Origin of the sequence: Chromohalobacter canadensis, from assembly GCF_029544075.1 — a bacterium.
Taxonomy (GTDB): Bacteria; Pseudomonadota; Gammaproteobacteria; order Pseudomonadales; family Halomonadaceae; genus Chromohalobacter; species Chromohalobacter canadensis_A.
Map to the genome: position 1 here is coordinate 1 of NZ_JAJQJH010000023.1, position 20444 is coordinate 20444.

Sequence of the window (20444 nt, forward strand, 5' to 3'; positions counted from 1 at the left end):
GGCACAGGTGTTTCTGGGGGAATACTCCGGCGCCCTGGATACCGCAGGTGCTGCGCTTATTGGTTGAATTCAGGAAACACAGGGACAATAATTAATGAGTATTCTGAATAACACTGAAGTCGTTGATCAAACCAATGCGATCAACAAGATCAAACCGCTGCCGGGCCTATTTGGCGCTCTCGGGCTTTATCGTGCAGAGATGGTAGGTACTGACGCGATTACCTTTGATGTTCGTGACAACAGCCTACACGTCCTTGAAGACCATCTTCGTAACGTGTCCGAGAAGAACGTAACTGGTGAGCGTCCGTATGATGTGCATACGATGGCACTACCCCACTACCCGGTTACTCGTACCATTGGCCGCGAGCGTCTGGCCGGTATTCGTGGCTTCAACCAACAGAGCGAACAAACCGTTGCTCAGGCTGTCGCTGAAGAACTCGAAGTTCAAGTGGAACATCATGAGCTTCATCTAGAATATCTTCAGGCGCTTATGACCCTGACAGGCCAAGTGGAGACAGAGCATTTCGGTACTATCAATATGGCTAGTGAATTTGGCGTTTCTCGTCCTACTCAGGCGCTTAACGATGGTTCCCTGACCGCTGACCTACGCGCAGCACAGCGAGCTTCCAAAGCTGGTCTGACGAATGGTGGCCGTATCGGTGGTTATATCCTGTTCGCTGGTGTCGAAATGTTTGATCATATTGTTGGCTCTAGTGACGTTCGAGAAGCCTACCAGTTCGACAATAGCGGAAATAACCCGCTCCGCCTTGAGCTTGGTACTGTCGCCAATGGCTACAGCATGTTCCAAATGGGTAACGTGTCAGTGGTCCAGTATGATGACAGCTTCCAGAAAGCCGATGGTTCTACCGTCGATGTACTGGCACCTGAAGCCGGTGTACTGGTTCCCCGTACCAAGCTGGGACGCGCCTTCTTCGGTCCTGAAAGCACTCTTGGCGGTCTTGGTAATGGTGGCGCTCGTCGTTTCGCCCGTAGCTTCCGCGATCCGCGTGATCGTTATGTTGAAGTTTCCAGCGAACAGAACAGCCTGATCGTTGCTGAACAGTTTGGCGCAACAGTGGAACTCTCCATTGGTACAGCCGCTTAATTGCTAGCGCTTTAGTAAGTCTTCCCGAATCTTTGTTGAACCAATCAAGTACAGATAAGGAAACGGATTCCAAGTCTGTTCAGGGCTTACTATTGCTCTAAATATGGTGAGCCGCCAAGGCTTACAGCCTAGGGGAGTTGGGTTAACGCCCTTCTCCCTTTTTTAATGCCTTTAATATCCGTTTGTGTTGCTCTCTCAGGCTTTTGAATATCCATATCAAGGCATCCATACCAATCAGTTATTTAAAGCCCTTAGAAAGCCGCATAAGAACACATACAAGGAGGAATAATGCCAAGAAAGAACACAAGAAACTATACCTTTTACCATAATCAAGAATCCCTATCAGAAATCCCGATTATCGCACCCCTTTCAAAGAAACATGAACTCTATCTAAACGATGAAACTAATGACATTATCGTTTTCGGCGGCGCTGCGGGAAGTGGCAAGTCGCAGCTTTCATTAATGAGGATTCTTCAGGCTGCCTTGTACGATTCCGATTATGTAGCGGGCATCTTGAGGAAGTCACAGCGAATGGTTAAAGGCGCTGGTAGTCTATGGGAGACAGGAAACAAACTGTTCAAGCCCCATGGTGTTACCAGCAACTCTATTGAAATGAATTGGCGCTTCCCTTCAGGTTCCTTTGTGAAGGCTCACTACCTAAATAACAACACTGACGATATGCAAGGGACACAGGTAACTGAATGGTTGGTAGATGAAGCCGCTCAGTGTGACGAGTCTGACGTGTGGTATCTCACCTCTCGCCTACGCTCTCAGAGTGATAGAAAGCACCAGCTTCGATTAACCTGTAACCCTGATCGTGACAGCTTCCTTTGTGAATGGCTTCAGAAAGGCGGGTATCTATTGGAAAGTGGTTTACCCGATCCTGATATGGATGGTGTGACAACCTACATGCTCCAAATCAACGGAAACTTTGAGTTTTACCGTACCAAGGAAGAAATCAAAGCCCTTTACGGTACTGAGGCACAGAAACACGCCCTTTCCTTTGTGTTCTACGCTGCGAACATTTATGACAATCCTTATATGGTCAAGCACCAACCTGACTATGTGTTCAAGCTTGAGAACATGAAACGCCTTGAGCGTGAAAGGCTACTTCTAGGTAATTGGTACGCCACACAAGGTTCAGAAGGCTTTCTAAGACGCGATCATTTCAAGGAAGTGTCATTGTCCGAAGTCCCTTTGGATGCTCCTACAATGCGCTGTTGGGATATTGCGGGGACGCTTCCGAGTGAGAGTTACCCTGACCCCGATTGGACTCGTGGTATCAAGTGTAGCTATGACAAGGAATCAGGTTGCTTTTACATTCTCGATATGGAAAGCATGAGGGATCGAGCCGCACACGTCGAAAAGCTTATGCTCGATACCGCTCGAAGAGATGGTAGAGACGTTTACCAAGGTATCCCACAGGATGCGGGAGCTACAGGGAAACAAGTAGCACAGAGCAAGAAAGCTCGCCTCCTAGCACAAGGCAACAGAGCCGTTATTTGTAAGACCAGAACGTCAAAGTTGAACAGAGCCCAGGACTTCATGATTGCCGCTCAGGAAGGCTCAGTATTCGTTGTCAAAGGCGTATTCAGTTCAGACAACTATCGAGAGCTTGAAGCCTTCGATGGCAACAAGAACAGTGGTGCCCACGATGACATTATCGACACCCTTTCCGATTGTTACAACCAGCTTACCAAGGGAAATTTAATCAGCCCTATCAGGGTAAGTAAGGACAACAAGCGCCTTCAATCCCTTGGTGGCTCAACTCTATTATAACGCAAGGATTCAACATGAAACGATCATTCTACAGGACACCTGTTGCTCTCTATATGTCTGCCAGTTATTACAATGAGATTGGCGACTATGTAGAAGGCTATAGCGAGCCTTACATTACTCGTGGCAACCTTCAGCCCTTCAGTGGTGGAAACAACCTGACCTTCACACAAGCAGGTCAATACTACACACAGGACTACAAGGTTTTATATCTGAGAGAGTATCCAAACTTCCCTGATGTTCCTGAAGACCAACAGGATGGAAGCTTGATAATGTACGCCAATGGAGAATGGTATCAGGCCGAAGGATGGATGGATTACACCACACCAGCCTCAGGACCAAAGCATTTCAAGTTTCAGTTTTCTGGTCTTGGTAGCGCCCCTGATATTACAGCACCAACGTTGTAAGACCCTTTAAGCCCACTCACTACCTTGGTGTTTGGGCTTTCTTTTTGTCTAGCATGTTACGTTTAGGAACTGAAGCTCCAATAGCATGTGGACTCACAGGGAGTTCTAGCACCACTCAAATACGCTTCAAGGCACGAATGGTAATCTTGAGCTTCAATTTTCTTACAATCAGCCGTTAAAATAAGCCTTGAAGTGGTCAATGCTCAGCATACTTTAATTTCTGGTGTTTGCTTATTGCTAAAGATAGTGTCAGATACTTATTAAATACTTGTACCCTTGAGGCTTAGAGTGATTGGTGATTGTGTTAGTAAGTTTAGCTTGTCTTACTTCTTTGTCTTCTTTTATTTGTTTGCCTAGGATCTATAACTATTACTTATCAAATACTCCTCATCAATAACTTTATATAATCCCCTACCCTTCCAATCTCCTTCACAATCATCCACTACCGTCAATACCCTGACCTCTCACCTTTCAAGTTACTCCCTTATCTTCCAGCAATCAGGACCAGCCATTTACCCATTTAGAAATCACGCATTTAACATAATGGCTGTTACACGAACCCATAAGTTATTGATATTAAGCCTTATCCACAGAACTATTAACAAGACAGTCTTGAATGATATATTGATTCTGACTATCGAATTGTACGGATGGATTACAAACCAAAATAGCGCCAAAATGGAATTGTTAGAAGGTCTCGTCAAGGTAAAATAGTTAGGATTCGAATCCATATAGAATGACTATTAAATACTGGCAACCAATAGAATTATACGATTGATTTTAAAGGGGGCATGTGGGCTTTGGCTAACCCCGCCATACTTAATAATCCACACACTTTACTCTAAATAGCCCTCTAATTCAATAATGCTACTCTTCAGTTGCCACACGGTCTTTTTTGGGGCATTTATTGTTTACTCGACTTATATTATCAAACAAATCTTTCTCAAAGTGTCGATTATAGTCTAGAGCTTCAAGAGTTTCAATCAGTGTCGCACAGGCAAGGTTAATTGTAGAACTAAAGAAAAAATTATAGGTTGAGTCGTTCGGTCTTTTTTGAAGAACATAATCCTCACCATCTGTCTGACTCGACAATGCTGTAATAGAAGGATGAGTCAAATTACTAAGTGTATGATAAATGGTCAGGTATGAGCCCAATTCACCTGCCATTTCAAACCTATCTTTGATCCTCATTACTTTCTCGCGCCCTTCAAGCAAGTCACGCTTGTGTTCTTGTAATGTTCTGACTTTTTGTTTTGCCTGTTCAGCCCCTATGTTTGGAAAATATTTATTAGCTTCATCATAGAATTTATAATATTTTATCTCACTATCGACGTGGAGAGCTTCAAATTCGTAAATGTACTTCTCGTTTTCCTTAAAACATTTGAGGTCTATGAATGACTCGAATGCACAGCGCATTAAGGGAGCACAACCTGTCGAAGCATCTGCCTTAAGAATTCTTACTATGTCTTGAGACAATGCATCTACTCTAGCAAATAAGCCACATATTAATTGCTCTCTTCTACCCCTAAACTTCATACCCTCAATAGCTTGAGCCCTGATCCTTGTGTAAGTACGCCAGTTGTCGAAAATCTTAGCTCTCATAACAAAAATCAACCATATAAGATTATTTATTACTAATTGTAACCATCTTTGCAGGCTCATTACCACAACTGAAATCCACCACATCGCCATGGGGCGCATATATGGCAAGCCCTCCCTTATCCTGACAGTATTCCAAAGCTACATCATACGGATTCTTACCCGGCTCCACAGGGATTGTGAGCGCAGCTAGAAGCATGGTCGTCGCCAGCATGGTGCTTACCCCTCATAGCTCGATTTGTTCAATGACAGACTTCAGCACGCTTGGCTTGAAGTCCTTACCATACCGATTGATGGTGATACCGCCTGTCGTGTGTCCAAGGATGCCGCCAATCAGCGTCTCTGTTACGCCCTTCTGCTTGAGATGGTCCGCTACGGAGTGCCTGAAGCTATGGAAGTCCCGCTTCTCGTCTCCATCCCTCAATCCTAGCTGTTCTCTCAAGCGTCCAAACCACCTTGAAGGGGATGCTGAGAAGCCATGCTTCTTGTGCCTTACCAACTCAGGGAATAGGCGTTCGCGCCCGTTCGCCCGCTGTTGCTCGACATACTCAAGGAAGCCTAGCTCTATCAGTTTAGAGTGAATCGGTATCACCCGTTCCGTCTGGAAGGTCTTCAAGGTCTGGTCGGGCTTGCTCTCATTGATATGGATGCAAGGAATGCCGTCTATGGTCTTCACGTCCTCCAAGTACAACTGGCACAACTCATTCAGCCTTGCCCCTGTGTAGAGCCCAAGGTAAGGAAGCCAATACTTGAATGGCTTGGCCTTCTCCCTAAGCACCGATACCGTTTTGAAGATCGTTTCAAGCTCATCGTTCGTGAAGATGGCCCGGTACGTGTTCGCCTTGCGCCTCTGAACGATCTTCATACCCAGCATGGGGTTACGGTCTATGTGTTCCTCCCTGATAGCGAACTGAAAGACAGTCACAAGGTACTTCACGTAGTTGTTGTACGTGGTCACGCTGATGGTCTTGTCGGCGTTCTCGATGATGCTCTCAAGGCTCATATTCTTCTTGAGCAGGCGGAATACCAGTGGCGGGAGCTTCAAGGCTGTTTCTCGGAAGGTCTTGGCGTGGTTCAGACTGAAGCTAGATACAGGCACGTCCCCCACGATACGTATAAGAAGCCTTACCACGGATTCCTTGTCGTCCAGTGTCTTCAAGGACACACCTTCCCTTTCTTGGCTCTCTCGATACTCCTTGATGATCTCGGACAGGTACGGCCCCTGTGAAGGCGCTGGAAGGTCTTGAGGGGGATTGGTGGGGGCTGGTGGTGCTGTCGCTTGTGTGAGGCTCACAGGCTGGTTTGAGGCGTGCTGATAGGAGGGAAAATAGTTACTACCTGCTGGAATGCTCTTATTACCAATAGGACTAGTGGTCGTGTCTAGCTTCTCTCCCTGATATGCCCTTTCGAACGCGCTCTGAATGTTCACCATCAACCCACTGGAGCGGATGACAGCTTCACGCTTTGAGGTCGTGCGTAGAGAGCGGCGTATCTCGCGCTTACCAATGATAGGCCGGATGGCTTCAGGGACGACGATTCGGAAGTAGAACAGACCGTGACGAGAGCGGTACAGGTACGGAGCGTTTGAACGCTGGTATGAAGGCATTTTGGATCACCCTTTGGCTACTATTGAGAGCCAGAGAGCTAAAAAGCCTTTAAAATCAATAGGTTGGAGGCGGCCCCGCCAGCCACATCCCGGCACACGCAGCCACCACTACCGTTGCTCCCTTCCGGGCCTGGCGGGGTTCGCGGTTTAGCGTTGCGGGAGGACCGACAGGGCCACCACAGTGCATCCGGTTGACGAGCGCTTTGTACGAGTCGCCACCGAAACGTTCGAACATGAGGAAAACGCTATGCGCTTTCAATGACTTGCCTCGAACGCCGCTGCACTATAACAGTGTGCCCGCTGGTCGGCAAGACATCAAACAATTCAACGCTGACTATGCATTATCGGCTAGTCTGGGAAGGCATGCTCCCCTCCCATGTTCAAGGAGAACCTCATGGACAAAGCTCCCGACAAGGGATACATCGCACTTCTGGGCTGGAGCCTGAATGCCATTGAGGCCGCCGAAAAGTTCGACCGGCGCTATGTTGTGGTGGCACCCGATTGGGCCGAGGAATATTGCAAGGAGCACGCGATTCCCTACGTGCTGTGGAATTTCGAGCGCCTCAACGATCGCTCGATGGAAATCGCCGAGACGCTCCAGGAGATGGGCGTCGACGTCGCCATTCCGCTTTATGAAGAAACCGTCGAATGGGCCGGCGCGATCAATTCGGTGCTGCTCGATAACCCACGCCTCTATGGTCAGGCTCTGCTGTTGCGCGACAAGGCACTGATGAAGCGCCGCGCACAATTGGGCGGCATCCGTGTGGGCATCTTCGAGGAAGCCCACGACAAGGAAGATGTGATTCGTTTTCTCAAGCGCGTCAACCAGACCCTGCTCAAGCTCGACGGCGATCCCAACGACCCGATTCACCTCAAGGCCTTCGACAAGGCGGGCTGCCTCGGCCACCGCGTGATTCGCACGCCGGACGAGGTCGATACCATCCCTGAGGAAGAATTCCCGGTGCTGATGGAATCGCACCTAGATGGCTGGGAATTCGCCGTCGAGGCATGGATCCACAACGGCAAGATCCGCTTTCTCAACATTTCCGAATACGTGACCCTGGGGTATTCGGTGTTCGTCCCGGCGACACCGGAACTCGAAAGATACCGCGAGTCGATTACCCGGCAGATCGAGAAGCTGATCAAGACCTTCGACATCGATTTCGGGTTCGTGCATCCAGAATACTTCGTCACCAGCGATGGAGAGATGTACTTCGGAGAAGTCGCCTACCGCCCGCCCGGCTTCAAGGTCTTCGAACTGCTTGAGCGCGCCTACGGCTTCAACGCCTATCAAGGGCTAATCCTGGCCTTCGACCCGAAAACCACCGAGCAGGAGATCACCGACTTCTTCCCCCGTGAAGTGGTCGATGCCAAGGGCGTCGCCGGCTGTTTTGGCGTCTATCCGCGCCGCCGTGTGGTCAGCCGTTTGGAGATGCCCGAGGAAACCGAGGATCATCCCTACTTCGAGTCCCATGAATTGACCGCACCGCTCGAGGAAACCGTCACCAAACGGACGGCCTTTGGCACGCACTGGGGGCTTTTATACTTCTTCGGCGACGATCCGCACACCATGCGCGACCTGCTCAAGCACCAGGAAGAGCTCGACTTCTATGTATAATCGCGCCTGTACTCTTGGGCAAAAGGAGCCCTTGTGACGAGCCACAACGAACAACCCCCGGATAACACCAAGCTGGACGCCGCGCTGGCCAAGCTCGACGAAGCGGTCGAGATTCTCGCCAACGCCCCTGACTTCGCCAAGCCCGGCAAGCTGCGCCGGGTCTTCGACGGCGCCCGTAAAGTGATGCTACAACCGGGTGGCTGCGCCGCCATCGAAACGCGCGCCCAAGTGATCGAGGGCGCCGGCATCTTCGACGGTTCCGACTGGGCCCAGCCGCAGATTCTAGTGCCGTCGCTAACTGTGCATGCGCTTAAGAGCGCGGAGAGCGACACCGTGGTGCTCGAGGCGCTCAGCGAATTGCGCTTGCTGGCAGTGGCCACGAGTCGCTACGAGCATGCGTTGATTTCCGCCGAACAAGCGCACCACTATCTCACTCAAGTACTGGCGATCAATCTCGAGCTACTGTTCAGCACGCCCAGCGAGGCCGAACGCGAAACCCAGGGCCGCCTGGCACAGTTGACCCGCAGCTTGTTCGCGCACCTGGCCGAGACCATCGGCTACGAACATGTGATTGAACAGTTGATCGACGAGATCTGGCGCATCCTGCAACAACGGCCGATCCAGGTCGATGCGATCAAGCGCATGATCACCCAGATCGCCATCTGTCAGGCCAACCCCGACATCGATCTTGGCACCAGCGGCCAAGGCGCCGACCGTCTGGTCAGCAGCCTGTTCGGGGCGACCCAGGCATCCCGCGAGGATCCCGGCGTCGAGGTCTATCTCGAGCGCCTGCAAGCGATGGACAGCGGCGCCCTGCAGTACGAAGCCACCGGCTTCGCCCGCGCCATGCACGATACCGGACTGGTCTCGGCCTATCATCCGGTATTGCTGCGCCACCTTCTCGACCAGGGTGATCATCTACTCGCTGAGGCACTGGGCCTGTCAGCCACTGGGCGCGACTGCCTGCTCTGCTACCGCCAGCTGGTTCAGGCGCTCATCGAGGAAAGCATCTTTCCCGAGACGCCCCAGGCGGTGTATGGGCTGGCACTGATGCTCGAACGGGGCATCCTCTATCAGCAGCCGGTCGCGCCCGCACTGTGGCGACAGATCAGCCTGCCGATCTCGTCCTGGTCTCAGGAACGCATCCGCATGGCCTATGGCGACACCGCTTCACCCCGCGCGCGTCTGCTGGAGGGGGTGCTGTGCATGCTCGGGCTTCCGCTGGGGGTCGGCCAGGGCAACAACCCGACCTGCCAGTCGGCGCGCGCGCTGTCGATATGGGCCTACAACGATCCCGACTACCTGTTGCAGATGGTGGCCTGGGCGGCCCGCGACGACGAGATCGTCATGCACTTCGAGGGCATGCCACTGTCGTCGATGGCCAGCCTGTCGGGCGTGGCCACGACCCTGCCCCTGGATCTCGATCCGGTCTCGCTGATCGTGGTGCCGCACCTCGATCGCATCTATGCCGAGATGGGGCGGCGCTGCGCGGGCCGCGAAGGCGACCCCCACCGCTGGGTCAACCCGGAGTTCCATGGTTGGTGGGCCGGGCGCGGCTTTCGCATCAACGTCGACGTGGCAACCGGCCAGCTCCAAGAGCTCGACGCGTTCCTGCGTCATTTCTATGCCAGCTACCACCCCTACTACAACGGCAACCAGCCGTTGATCCATCCGCAACCCGCCGGTATCGCGGTGACCGACAGCGCGGCGCGCTTCATCGGCTGGCATGCCATCACCCTGCTGCGAGTCAATCTGGACCCCCAGGACGTGATGCGCGCCTATTTTTTCAACCCCAACAACGACAGCGGTCAGGACTGGGGAGACGGCGTCAAGGTCAGCACCGCCGGTTGCGGCGAGCGCTTCGGAGAGGCCTCGCTCCCCTTCGAGCAATTCGCCTCGCGACTGTATATCTTTCATTACGACCCACTGGAATATGGCGAACTGGCGCATATTCCTCAGGCCGAACTCGATCGCGTGATCGGCCATGTATATCGCAGCTGGGGAGCCACTCGTGTCCCTGCCGCGGAACTACAGGCGCATTGCTCGCCGTCCTGACCCCACCAACGACAGCCGCCCCGGAAGGGGGACCCGTCCGGGGCGGCTGACATCTCGCTCACGGTGTGATGCAAGCGGCTGTGCGCTTACTCAGCGCCTTGCTGCGTGGCATTCATGCGCCGTCGCAGAATCGGGCCGACGATGTACGGCAACACTAGGCCGACGAAGGCCACGACCCACAGGCCGATCGCCAGACCGCTGTCCCACAGCGCGGTCCAGTCGCCATCGGCGATGTCCAGAGTGTGGCGCAGGTTCTTCTCCATCTCCGGGCCCAGCAACAACCCGAGGATGATCGGCACCATGGGAATTTCCAGCTTGCGCAGGAAGTAGCCGAACACGCCGAAGGCCACCATGAAGTACAGGTCGAACGCCGAGTTGCTGATCGAGTAGATACCCACGAACGCCACCATGGTGACGATCGGCAGCAGATACTTGGGCGGTACCGACAACAGCTTGACGAAGATGCCCACCAAGGGAATGTTGAGCAGCAGCAACAGAAAGTTGCCGATCAACAGCGCCGCGATCACGCCCCAGACGATGTCGGCATTCTGGGTGAACATCAGCGGGCCCGGCGTGATGTTCATCGAGATCAGCAGCGCCAGCAGCACGGCGGTCGTGCCGCTGCCCGGCACGCCTAGCGTCAGCATGGGCACCAGCGCACCGCTCGAGGCTCCGTTGTTGCCGGCCTCGGGGCCGGCCACGCCGCGCGGATCCCCCTCGCCGAAGTAGCCTTTCTTGCCGACCACCTTCTTTTCGAGGGTGTAGCCGATAAAGCTGCCCAGCGAGGCACCCGCGCCGGGCAGGACACCGGCAATGAAGCCGAGGATGCCGCCGCGGATGCTGGACGGCATGATCTCGCGGACTTCCTTGAAGGACAGCGTGAGCTTGTTGACCTTCATCGGTCCCTTGCCGCCACCGGCACGGTCCTCGATAAAGAACAGCAACTCGGAAATCGCGAACAGGCCGACGATGGCGATGATGAAGTCGACGCCTTCATAGAGTTCCAGCACGCCGAAAGTGTAGCGCTGCGTGCCGGTGGAATCGATGCCCACCGTGGCGATCATCAAACCCAGGGCCGCGGCCAGCACCGTCTTGATCGGATTCTTGCCGGTGATGCCACCCAGGGTGGCGAAGGCCAGCACGAACAACGCGAAATATTCCGCCGGCCCGAAGGTCAGGGCGAACTTGGCCAGCAGCGGCGCCAGCAGGATGAGACCGATCGTGGCGATCAGGCTGCCCATGAACGACGCGATCGCCGAAATCGCCAATGCCTCGGCGGCCTTGCCCTTCTGGGCCATCGGATAGCCGTCGAGACAGGTCATCATCGCCGGTTCGTCGCCGGGAATGTTGAGCAGTATCGACGAGATACGCCCCCCGTACATGGCACCGGCATAGACCGATGTCAGCATGATCAGCGCGGTTTCCGGTGGCAGCCCCAGCGTGAAGGCCAGCGGAATCAGGATCGCCACGCCATTGGCAGGACCCAGTCCCGGCAAGGCGCCGATCAGGGTCCCCAGGAAGGCCCCGATCAAGGCGAACATCAGGTTGTGTGGCGCCAGGGCGACGCCGAACCCGTCGATCAGATAGCCCAGGGTTTCCATCAGCTTCCCTCCAGGACGCTAAACACGCCCAATGGCAAGGCCAGGTTGAGTGCGTAGGTGAACAGCAGGTAGACCACCACGCCGGCGACCGCGCCGGTCATGTAGGCACGCATCGGCGCTGCTCCCATGCGCCAGCACAAGGTGCCCACCGCCAGCAGCGTCGAGATGATGAAGCCGAGCGGCTGAAGCAGCAGCGTGTAGGCAATCAGCACGGCCACGGCGATGACCAGCTCCAGCACGATACGGCCCTTGGGCCAGGCGTTATCCGGGTCCGGCTTGACGATCAGATAGAGACTGGAAAGCGCCAGCACTACCGCGAGCACCTTGGGGAAAGTCTCGGGGCCGACCGACTCGGCCCCACCGAACGGTTCTGGAAACTGCGTGGCGCCCCAGCCGTACGCGACGGCCAGGACGAGCAGCAGCACACCGCAAAGACGGTCGTTGCGTTGGGTCATTGCTTGATCAGCCCGATTTCCTTGGAGAGCGACTGAATATCCTGGATCTGCTGATGGACGAATTCCTCGAACTCGGCACCGCTGACGTGGAACGGCATCAGGCCATTGTTCTTCATGACCTTCTTCCATTCGTCGCTTGCGTAGAGCTCATCGACGGCATCGATCCAGTACTGCTTAGCCTCGTCGGAGATATCCGCCGGCATGTAGAAACCGCGCCAGTTGGGGCCCACGGCGTCGATGCCCTGTTCCTTGGCGGTAGGGATATCGTTGAACTCGCCAGGCAGACGCTCATCGGCCAGCACGGCCAGCACACGCAGGTCGCCGGATTCCATGAAGCCCTGGGCCTCGGTGATGTCGCCTGTGAAGGCATCGACATGACCGCCGACCACTTGAGTCATGGCCTCGCCACCGTTGTTGTAGGACAGATACGGAATCCGAGGCAGGTTATCGACATCCGCCGCCTGCGCCGCGATCAACACTTTGAGATGGTCCCAGCCACCCTTGGCGCTGCCACCGGCGAACTTCACCGAGCGCGGGTCTTCCTTCAGGGCATCCATCAACTCGTTGAGGTTCTGGTACGGCGAGTCCTTGGAGACGGCGATCACGCCGTAGTCGGCCCCGAGGGCACCGATCCAGTTGACCATGTCGGCGTCCAGGCCCTGGAACTGACCTTGCGCCAGGCGCGTGGTGGTCGCCGTGGAAGCCGCCACCAGCAACTGATCGTCGCCGGCACGCTTGCTGACGGTGTGCGCGTAAGCGACACCGCCGCCGGCGCCGGCCATATTGATAGTCTGCACGCTGGCTGGTACCAGATCGAGCTCCTCCATCACGTTGCCCACGCTGCGGCAGGTGAAGTCCCAACCGCCGCCGGGATCGGAGGGTGCGATGCACTCGACCTTGCCTTCCGGCTCGAAAGCCATGGCGGAACTGGCACCCAGTGCCAGTGCGGCCGCCATGACGAGTTTGAGTGGCGTCTTGAAAGCCATTGTTGTTGTCTCCCTTGCACGAGATTGAAATGGGTTGCGAGAAAGCTGACACTTACCTTACAGTTCTGTAAGGTAGAACAACGTTCCCTTGAGCGGAAAACTAGGCATGTCAGAAACGAGCGTCAACGTTAATCACGTCGTGCGCGACTAAAGTTGAATGCCGCCATACAGGCGGTAAGAATCGCTGGAGAGTCCCGCAATGGCGCAGGATCGGGTAGAAGCCGTCGAACGTGCACTGACCGTCATGGAAGCCTTCGACACACAGAATGAAAGCCTGTCCTTGGCCGAACTGGCCGAGGCAACCACACTCTATAAAAGCACGCTATTGCGCTTACTCGGCTCTCTGGAGCGTTACGATTACGTGCAGCGCGATGGACGGGGGCGCTATCGTCTGGGGGCCACGCCGGCGCGCCTGGCCCGCCGGCATGTGCCTTCGCGTCAGCTGGCTAGCCTGGTCATGCCAATTCTCGAACGTTTATGCCGAGACACAGGAGAAACCGCCGCGCTGCTCTCATGTGAGGAAGGCCAGATAGAATGCCGCTTGAGCACCTTGCCGGACACGGACCTGCGTCATACGTTACGTCCCGGCTACCGCTGGCAGTGGCAGGACGGCGACCCCACTTTGGCCTTGCCGGGCGGGACGATGACCTGCCAAGCAGTCCCCGACACCGCGTACTGGCTGAGCCTTTCCGGCCCCAAAGGACGTTTGCCCATCCGCGAGGCGAGGCGCGCCCTGCAAGAAGCCGCGACATGGCTGAGCCAACGCGCCTTGCAGGACTATCCGTCATGACCCCCGAGACCACCGCTCCCCTGTTACTGGTCGAGGACGATGCCCTGCTGGCCAGTACGTTGTACGACGCACTGAGTCTGGCTGGCTACCGGGTCGACGCCCTCGAGGATGGCGACGCCGCCTTCACGCGCCTCGCCGCTCCCGACCATGGCCACGCCTTGATCCTGCTCGACCTCAACCTGCCGGGCCGTGGCGGTCTTGAGATTCTCGATGCCATGAGACGCCACGATCGCGACACGCCGGTGCTGATCCTCACCGCGCGTGGCGCCATTGAGGATCGCGTCAAGGGGCTCGATCTCGGCGCCGACGACTACTTGGCCAAGCCCTTCGCCTTGGACGAACTGGAAGCCCGGGTGCGAGCCCTCCTGCGTCGGCGCCAGCACGACGATGGCACACAGTTGCATGTCGGGGCGCTGCATTTCGATACCCTGACGCAACGCTTTTCCCTCGATGACGTCACGCTCGAGCTGCCGCCCCGCGAGCAGCGCCTGCTGGCCTACCTGATGCGCCATGCCGGCGAACCGGTAGAAAAAGCCCATCTGCTCGAACAGGTCTTTGCCGAAGAGATACTCGGTGACAATGCCATCGAGGTCTATGTCCACCGCCTACGGCGGCGTCTTGCCGGCTCGTCACTGACACTGCGCACCGTGAGGGGGCTGGGTTATCTGCTGGAGAGCGAAGCGTGAGCCCATCGGTCAACTCGCCCAGCCTCTACCGGCGCCTGCTGATCTGGCTGCTGGTGCCCATGTTGGCCCTGGGGACTTTGATGCTCATTCAGGCCTACCTGGCCTCGCGCGATACAGCCGACCGGGCGTTCGATCGCCTACTCGAGTCGGCCTCACTCTCCATCGCCGAGCAGGTCAAACGCCAGCAAGGCCAGCTATGGATGGATCTGCCCCCGGCGGCCCTGAAAATGCTGGCCTCGAACGCCGAAGAGCGCGTTTTCTATGCCCTTTACGATGCCCATGACAACTTCATCAGCGGCAACGCCGAGCTGCCGCGCATCGACGACGGGCAAGGCAACATGCGCTTCACCAACATCCAGTGGCACGATATGTCACTGCGTCTCGGCGTGCGACGCTCACAACTCGAAGGATGGCGCGACCGCCAGCCTTTCGAGGTCCGCGTAGCCCATACCCGCGAAGGGCGTGAAGCCCTGACACAAACGCTTTTCCAAGGCAGCATGCTGCGTTTGATTGCTATGGCTATATTGGCCATTGGCGTGGTGCTGCTCGGGGTACGCATGGCATTGATGCCCCTGACCCAGCTACGCCGGGCGATCCGCGCTCGCGACCCGCGTACCCTGGCACCGCTCGATCTGACCTTGCCTCGCGAACTCGCCGAGCTGCGCGAAACACTCAACGACCTGCTAGCGCGCATGCGCCGCGTGCGCGCCAACCAGGAACGCTTCATCGGCGACGCCTCTCACCAGTTGCGCACTCCACTGGCCGGGCTCTCGGCACGCGCCGAGCTCGCCCTGCGCCAGGACGACCCGCGCGCCTGGCACGATGCGCTCGGCGTCATGCGCGGTAGTGCCGACAAGACCGCGCGCCTTGCTTCACAACTACTGTCTCTGACGCGCCTCAACAACCCCGAGTCGATGCCGGAAGCCCGCGATATCGATCTTTGCGACATCGCTCGGCAAGCCGTACGCGACGCCCTGACGAGCTGCCACCGTGCAGGGATCGACCTGGGCGTCGAGACACCGTCACATGCGGTCATCCAGCACGCGGTCCAATGGCAGCTCGCTGAGGCCTTGGCCAACTTGATCGATAACGCCAGCCGCTACGGCGCATCACGCATTACGGTGCGCGTCGGCGAGGCCCCGACACGACTCGAGGTCGAGGATAACGGCCCCGGCATTCCCGAAGCGCAACGCCTGTTGGTCCTGCGCCCCTTTCATCGCGGCATGGAAGGCGGCCAAGGCTCGGGGCTTGGCCTAGCAATCGTCGATGGCATCACCCGAGCCCATGCCGCCAGACTCACCCTGGTCCCGGCACGGCCGAATGCCGAGCCGCCGGGCTTACGCGTGCGCTTGCATTTCACCGAGGAGTCAACGCCATGACCACGCCATGTCGCTTACCCGTGCACTGGGCCGTCGCACTTGCCGGCATGATGCTATCGGCCATGGCGCTGGCTAATGACGCCCATGTGCTTCGTTACGCTGCCGCCCACGAGGCCACCGCACAGCCACTGGAAATTTACGGTGCACTGGACAACGACCTGATGGCCCCGTTGCTGGCCGATTTCCATGCGCGCTATCCCGACATTGAACTCACCTACCGCAACCTGACCACGCTCACGTTGTACCGCCGCTTCCTGGCGGAAGACGAAGCCTCCGCCGATGTCGTGATGTCCTCGGCAATGCCCTGGCAATATCAACTCGCCAACCGTGGCCATGCACAGGCATTGACCACCTCCGCAGCACGGCAGTGGCCCCAAGCGTCTCGCTGGCGTCACGAGTTGTTCGGCTTCACCTTCGAACCCGTGGTCATCGTCTATCGACGCGATGCCCTCGAGGGCGCTACGCCACCGGATAGCCACGAAACCTTGCTGCGCTTGCTGACCAATGAGCGCCAACGTCTAAAAGGTCGCGTGGTGACTTACGATCCCTGGCGCAGTGGCGCCGGCTATACCTATGCCACCGAAGACGCACACATGTCACCACGCTATTGGGAGCTGGTGGCCGCCTTGGGCGGCGTGGAAGCGGCGCTGGCCGATACCACCGGGGAAATGCTCGACGGCCTGGCCGACGGACGCTACGCCGTCGGCTATAACTTGTTGGGTTCCTACGCACGCGACTTCGTGGCCGATCACCCGCAACTGGAAATGGTCATTCCCAGCGATTATGCCCTAGTGACGCAGCGCCTGGTGCTGATTCCCAAGCGCGCGCGCCACCCCGAGGCCGCCAAGCGCTTCGTCGATTATCTTCTCAGCCGTCAAGGCCAGCAGGTGATCCGCGACAAGACCCCTCTCGGGGCGGTACATACCGCACTACAAGGCGAAGGCACCGCCCGTGACTTACGCAAGACCCTCGGGGGCGCCATTCACCCAATTGCCATCGACCCCAGCCTGCTCGCCACACTCGACACCCTCAAGCGCCACTCGCTGCTCGAGCGTTGGCAGCGCGAGTACACTCGGCTCAGTGAAAGCGGACCGTAAACGCATGAACGTCACACGCCCTCGCGCTATACTGTGCAGCGCTTTATCGACGCCTTTTATCAACTCCTCCAGCGGTGTGGGCATGCAACGTCTCGACCAACTTCTCGTCGCCCAGGGCTGGGCACGCTCACGCACGCGGGCCCAGCGCCTAATCCGTCATGGGCGAGTCACGCTGGTCTCGACGGAACCTCCGCGCACGCTGACCAAGCCCGGCGAGAAAGTCGCCGACGACAGCCGTTTCCAGCTCACCGACGATCCAGAAGAGCGCTACGTTTCGCGTGCCGGTCTCAAGCTGGAGGCCGTTCTCGACACGCTGGGACTTCGCCTCGAAGGCATGACGGTACTCGACGTAGGACAATCCACCGGTGGGTTCACGGATTGTGCTCTGCGCTACGGCGCCGTATGCGTTGTGGGTATCGAAGTCGGGCGCGACCAGCTCGACGCGTCGCTGCGCGAGGATGAACGCGTTATCTGCCTGGAAGGCGTCAACGCCCGCGCACTTCCCCAAGAACGGCTCGCCGCCCTGGCGCCGGAAGGGCTGCACGTGGCGGTCATGGACGTTTCCTTCATCTCGCAGACCTTGATCCTTCCCCAACTTGCCGCCGTGCTATCCCCCGGCGCGCACCTGGTCTCATTGGTCAAGCCGCAATTCGAGGTCGGCCCACGCAAAGTCGACGCCCATGGCATCGTGCGCGACCCGGCTCTTTACGCGGCGGTGGAAGCTCGCATTCGCGAGAGTTGCGCCGACGCCGGCTTCGAGATCCGTCACTGGCAGGAAAGCCCGCTGCGCGGCGGCGACGGTAATCGCGAGTTCCTGCTGCATGCGGTCAAGAGCTCCTGACGACCCTGCCAGGCGGCCCCACAGTGCAATCACCAACCACAGCAGCACGCCCACAGCAGGCAGGCGCGACACATGCGATACAATAGGCGACGGGTTGGCATTCGCATGCTTACATTTTGGTCAGCATGACCAAGCGACGTTTGCTTTCTACCACCAGCGTGATAGAAACATTCACGATGACCAATGCTAGCCATCGACAAGGTACTAAATGACATGGAGTCACCACGCCCCTACTTGCCGATTCTCGTGTTACTCACGCTCGTGCTGTCCGCCCCTGCGCAGGCCGCCGCCACACTGAGCGATAGTGAACGCGAAGCCATTGAAGCGCGCGTCCAGTCACTGGAAGCGGAGCTTCACGAGCTGCGCGAAACATTGGCCAACGACGCCACAGTTACAGAGGCCGACGCCACGCCCGAAGAGCGCAATGCCCAAGCTTTGGAAACCAGGGTCGAGAAGCGCCGCGAACTCGAACGCGAGTCCTCGCGCAATCCTCTGGCGGTGACTACCTATCGGCGCAACTATCTATTGCCCTGGGCCTATAACGCCAATCCAGACCAAGCCCGTTTCCAGGAGGTCACCGGTGAGACCAGCGCCGATAACGCCGAGGTCAAGTATCAGTTGAGCTTCAAGGTCAACCTGATCGAAGATCTGTTCGATGATAACGGCGACTTGTACTTCGCCTATACCCAGCGCAGTTGGTGGCAAGCTTACAATTCAGAGGCGTCGGCACCGTTTCGCGAGACCAATTACGAACCCGAAGCATTCATCAGCTTCGATAACCGTATGAACGTCCTAGGCTGGACTAATACCCTCAATCGCATCGGCTTCGCTCACCAGTCCAACGGCCGCTCCGATCCGTTGTCGCGTAGCTGGAATCGTGTCTACGCCGATATAGTGTTCCAACGCGGCGAGTGGGCGGTGAGTATCGCTCCCCACTGGCGAGTCCCCGAGAACGAGAAAGATGACGACAATCCTGATATTCAGGACTACATCGGCTATGGCGACATCACCATGGTGCGCGCTTTCGGCGATCAGGAGATTTCCCTGCTGGTGCGTGGCAATCCCGACAAGGACCATTACGGTGCTCAGTTGGACTACTCGTTCCCGCTGTTCGGCAAGGTCCGCGGCTACGTTCAGTATTATCACGGCTATGGCGAAAGCCTAGTCAACTACGATCACATCAACCGACGCCTAGGGCTCGGTTTTAGCATCAACACCTTCCTGGCCGGTATTCCTGGCCTAGAGTAACGATGCAGGTCAGGCAGGGCTGTTGATACGTCTGCTTGGCCTGCTATGCTGAAGACGCCATTAACCTGTCAGAGGAAGACACCATGACCATGCAGCCAACCGGCGGCCGCCGCGAAAGCGAAGCTTCCACCGAGCAGCTCAAGGATGACCTGCACCATCTGTCCCAGACCGTTGAAGAACTGGTCAAGGCGACAGCTGACGATTCTCGCGGACACATCACCGAGGCGCGCGAGCGTGCTCAACAGCGCCTCAGCGAAACTCGCGCCAAGCTTGAGGCGCGCGGTGAAAAATTCTACGAAAGCGCACGCGACCAGATGGACTGCTGTGATCGTTACGTACGTGACAATCCCTGGACCAGCATCGGCATCGGCGCTGGTGTCGGGGTCGTCATTGGCTTGCTCATCGGGCGTCGCTAATGGCAGATCGCCAGGGACCGGCGGAGCGCGTCATTACCTCGGCGCGCCGTCTGCTTTCCAATATAATCGCCACAGGCGAGACGCGTTTGCGTCTCGCCGTGCTTGAGCTGGAAGCCGAACGTGATCGCATGCTCAGCCTGCTATTGCTGGCGGGCGCCGCGTTGATCACTTTCTCGTTCGCCATCGGCATGCTGCTTTTAATGCTGGTGGTCCTGTATTGGGAAGATCATCGCCTGCTAGCAATTGGCGTGTGCGCGGCGGTGCTGTTCATCATCACCGCGGGCTTGGCGTACGGCGCCAAGCGCATCGCCAAGCGTCGGCGCCTGATGCAGTCCACCTTGAGTCATTTGGAACAAGACCGCCAAGCGCTGGGGGGCTCTCGTGAATCGTCGTGAACGCGCTGCGGAGCTCGAATATCTTGAGACCCGCATCCTGCAGCAACGTCTCGATATGGGGCATGCGCTGCATGACTGGCGCGACGCCACGGCGCCTATCGATCATGGCTGGCAACGCTTGATGCAGTGGCGTGCGCCCTTGCTGGGCGGTCTCGGCCTGCTCACGGCGCTGGGCGTACGGCGGCCTAGGTCCACACGCGCCTGGATGCGTCGTGGACTCTCGACCTTCTTATTGGCCAATCGAGCGCGTGCCTTGTACCGCCTTATGCGCCGTTAGCCCATGCTACTGCTATGAAGCCCCCGCTTGTGAACTGCACCCCGAAAGTTGGACACCCAATCCAACCTTCGGGGTGTTTCTATGAGGAACCAGTACAGCGACCAGTT

The 20444-nt window shown here is 57.0% G+C and carries 19 protein-coding genes and 1 other RNA gene; 14 read left to right on the forward strand and 6 right to left on the reverse strand.

What is annotated here, in order from left to right:
• The first annotated feature begins 94 nt into the window (after window positions 1–94).
• The 3 genes from LUN51_RS17085 (at window position 95) to LUN51_RS17095 (ending at window position 3288) form a co-directional block, all read left to right on the forward strand.
• Window positions 95–1105: a major capsid protein gene (locus LUN51_RS17085; protein ID WP_277812191.1), complete on the forward strand. Its 1011-nt coding sequence runs from the start codon at window positions 95–97 to the stop codon at window positions 1103–1105.
• A 288-nt stretch (window positions 1106–1393) separates the two neighbouring features.
• The gene (locus LUN51_RS17090; RefSeq protein ID WP_277812192.1) at window positions 1394–2884 is read left to right on the forward strand and encodes a terminase large subunit domain-containing protein; all 1491 of its coding nucleotides are present in this window, start codon (window positions 1394–1396) and stop codon (window positions 2882–2884) included.
• Between the two features lie 14 nt (window positions 2885–2898).
• Window positions 2899–3288, forward strand: a complete 390-nt coding sequence (locus LUN51_RS17095) for a hypothetical protein (protein WP_277812193.1) — start codon at window positions 2899–2901, stop codon at window positions 3286–3288.
• Between the two features lie 867 nt (window positions 3289–4155).
• On the opposite strand, the gene LUN51_RS17100 is transcribed toward LUN51_RS17095, so the two are convergent.
• From LUN51_RS17100 to ffs, 3 genes are all read right to left on the reverse strand, one after another.
• The gene (locus LUN51_RS17100; protein ID WP_277812194.1) at window positions 4156–4989 is read right to left on the reverse strand and encodes a DUF5677 domain-containing protein; all 834 of its coding nucleotides are present in this window, start codon (window positions 4987–4989) and stop codon (window positions 4156–4158) included.
• 124 nt (window positions 4990–5113) lie between these two features.
• Window positions 5114–6493, reverse strand: a complete 1380-nt coding sequence (locus LUN51_RS17105; RefSeq protein ID WP_277812195.1) for a site-specific integrase — start codon at window positions 6491–6493, stop codon at window positions 5114–5116.
• Window positions 6494–6566: 73 nt separating this feature from the next.
• An RNA gene (ffs, locus tag LUN51_RS17110) (signal recognition particle sRNA small type) lies at window positions 6567–6663 on the reverse strand.
• Between the two features lie 224 nt (window positions 6664–6887).
• Between ffs and LUN51_RS17115 the strand changes: the two genes are divergently transcribed.
• Entirely contained in the window at window positions 6888–8111 is a 1224-nt protein-coding gene (locus LUN51_RS17115; protein WP_277812196.1) for an ATP-grasp domain-containing protein, read from the forward strand.
• Between the two features lie 33 nt (window positions 8112–8144).
• Window positions 8145–10166, forward strand: coding sequence for a hypothetical protein (locus tag LUN51_RS17120; RefSeq protein WP_277812197.1), 2022 nt, complete (start codon window positions 8145–8147; stop codon window positions 10164–10166).
• A gap of 86 nt (window positions 10167–10252) precedes the next feature.
• On the opposite strand, the gene LUN51_RS17125 is transcribed toward LUN51_RS17120, so the two are convergent.
• Genes LUN51_RS17125 through LUN51_RS17135 form a run of 3 tightly spaced genes read right to left on the reverse strand, consistent with a single transcriptional unit; the run spans window position 10253 to window position 13208 of the window.
• The gene (locus tag LUN51_RS17125) at window positions 10253–11767 is read right to left on the reverse strand and encodes a tripartite tricarboxylate transporter permease (protein ID WP_277812198.1); all 1515 of its coding nucleotides are present in this window, start codon (window positions 11765–11767) and stop codon (window positions 10253–10255) included.
• Window positions 11767–12222: a tripartite tricarboxylate transporter TctB family protein gene (locus LUN51_RS17130; protein WP_277812199.1), complete on the reverse strand. Its 456-nt coding sequence runs from the start codon at window positions 12220–12222 to the stop codon at window positions 11767–11769. The genes LUN51_RS17125 and LUN51_RS17130 overlap by 1 nt, the downstream gene beginning before the upstream one ends.
• Window positions 12219–13208 (reverse strand): Bug family tripartite tricarboxylate transporter substrate binding protein, encoded by a 990-nt coding sequence (locus LUN51_RS17135; protein WP_277812200.1) that lies wholly within the window; start codon window positions 13206–13208, stop codon window positions 12219–12221. The genes LUN51_RS17130 and LUN51_RS17135 overlap by 4 nt, the downstream gene beginning before the upstream one ends.
• Window positions 13209–13407: 199 nt before the next feature.
• On the opposite strand from LUN51_RS17135, the gene LUN51_RS17140 reads away from it, so the two are divergent.
• From LUN51_RS17140 to LUN51_RS17180, 9 genes are all read left to right on the forward strand, one after another.
• On the forward strand, window positions 13408–13998 hold the full coding sequence (locus LUN51_RS17140) for an IclR family transcriptional regulator (RefSeq protein ID WP_277812201.1): 591 nt from the start codon (window positions 13408–13410) through the stop codon (window positions 13996–13998).
• Window positions 13995–14684 (forward strand): response regulator transcription factor, encoded by a 690-nt coding sequence (locus LUN51_RS17145; protein WP_277812202.1) that lies wholly within the window; start codon window positions 13995–13997, stop codon window positions 14682–14684. Before LUN51_RS17140 ends, LUN51_RS17145 begins: the two co-directional genes overlap by 4 nt.
• Window positions 14681–16063, forward strand: coding sequence for a sensor histidine kinase (locus LUN51_RS17150; protein ID WP_277812203.1), 1383 nt, complete (start codon window positions 14681–14683; stop codon window positions 16061–16063). Before LUN51_RS17145 ends, LUN51_RS17150 begins: the two co-directional genes overlap by 4 nt.
• On the forward strand, window positions 16060–17160 hold the full coding sequence (locus LUN51_RS17155; RefSeq protein WP_277812204.1) for an ABC transporter substrate-binding protein: 1101 nt from the start codon (window positions 16060–16062) through the stop codon (window positions 17158–17160). The genes LUN51_RS17150 and LUN51_RS17155 overlap by 4 nt, the downstream gene beginning before the upstream one ends.
• Window positions 17161–17242: 82 nt before the next feature.
• Complete coding sequence (locus LUN51_RS17160) at window positions 17243–18001, forward strand: TlyA family RNA methyltransferase (RefSeq protein WP_277812205.1); 759 nt, start codon at window positions 17243–17245, stop codon at window positions 17999–18001.
• Window positions 18002–18214: 213 nt separating this feature from the next.
• Complete coding sequence (locus LUN51_RS17165) at window positions 18215–19249, forward strand: phospholipase A (RefSeq protein ID WP_277812206.1); 1035 nt, start codon at window positions 18215–18217, stop codon at window positions 19247–19249.
• Between the two features lie 83 nt (window positions 19250–19332).
• Window positions 19333–19665, forward strand: a complete 333-nt coding sequence (locus LUN51_RS17170; RefSeq protein WP_277812207.1) for a DUF883 family protein — start codon at window positions 19333–19335, stop codon at window positions 19663–19665.
• The gene (locus tag LUN51_RS17175; protein WP_277812208.1) at window positions 19665–20060 is read left to right on the forward strand and encodes a phage holin family protein; all 396 of its coding nucleotides are present in this window, start codon (window positions 19665–19667) and stop codon (window positions 20058–20060) included. Before LUN51_RS17170 ends, LUN51_RS17175 begins: the two co-directional genes overlap by 1 nt.
• A complete protein-coding gene (locus LUN51_RS17180) occupies window positions 20047–20337 on the forward strand; it encodes a YqjK family protein (RefSeq protein ID WP_277812209.1) in 291 nt (96 codons plus the stop codon). Before LUN51_RS17175 ends, LUN51_RS17180 begins: the two co-directional genes overlap by 14 nt.
• Window positions 20338–20444 lie beyond the last annotated feature (107 nt).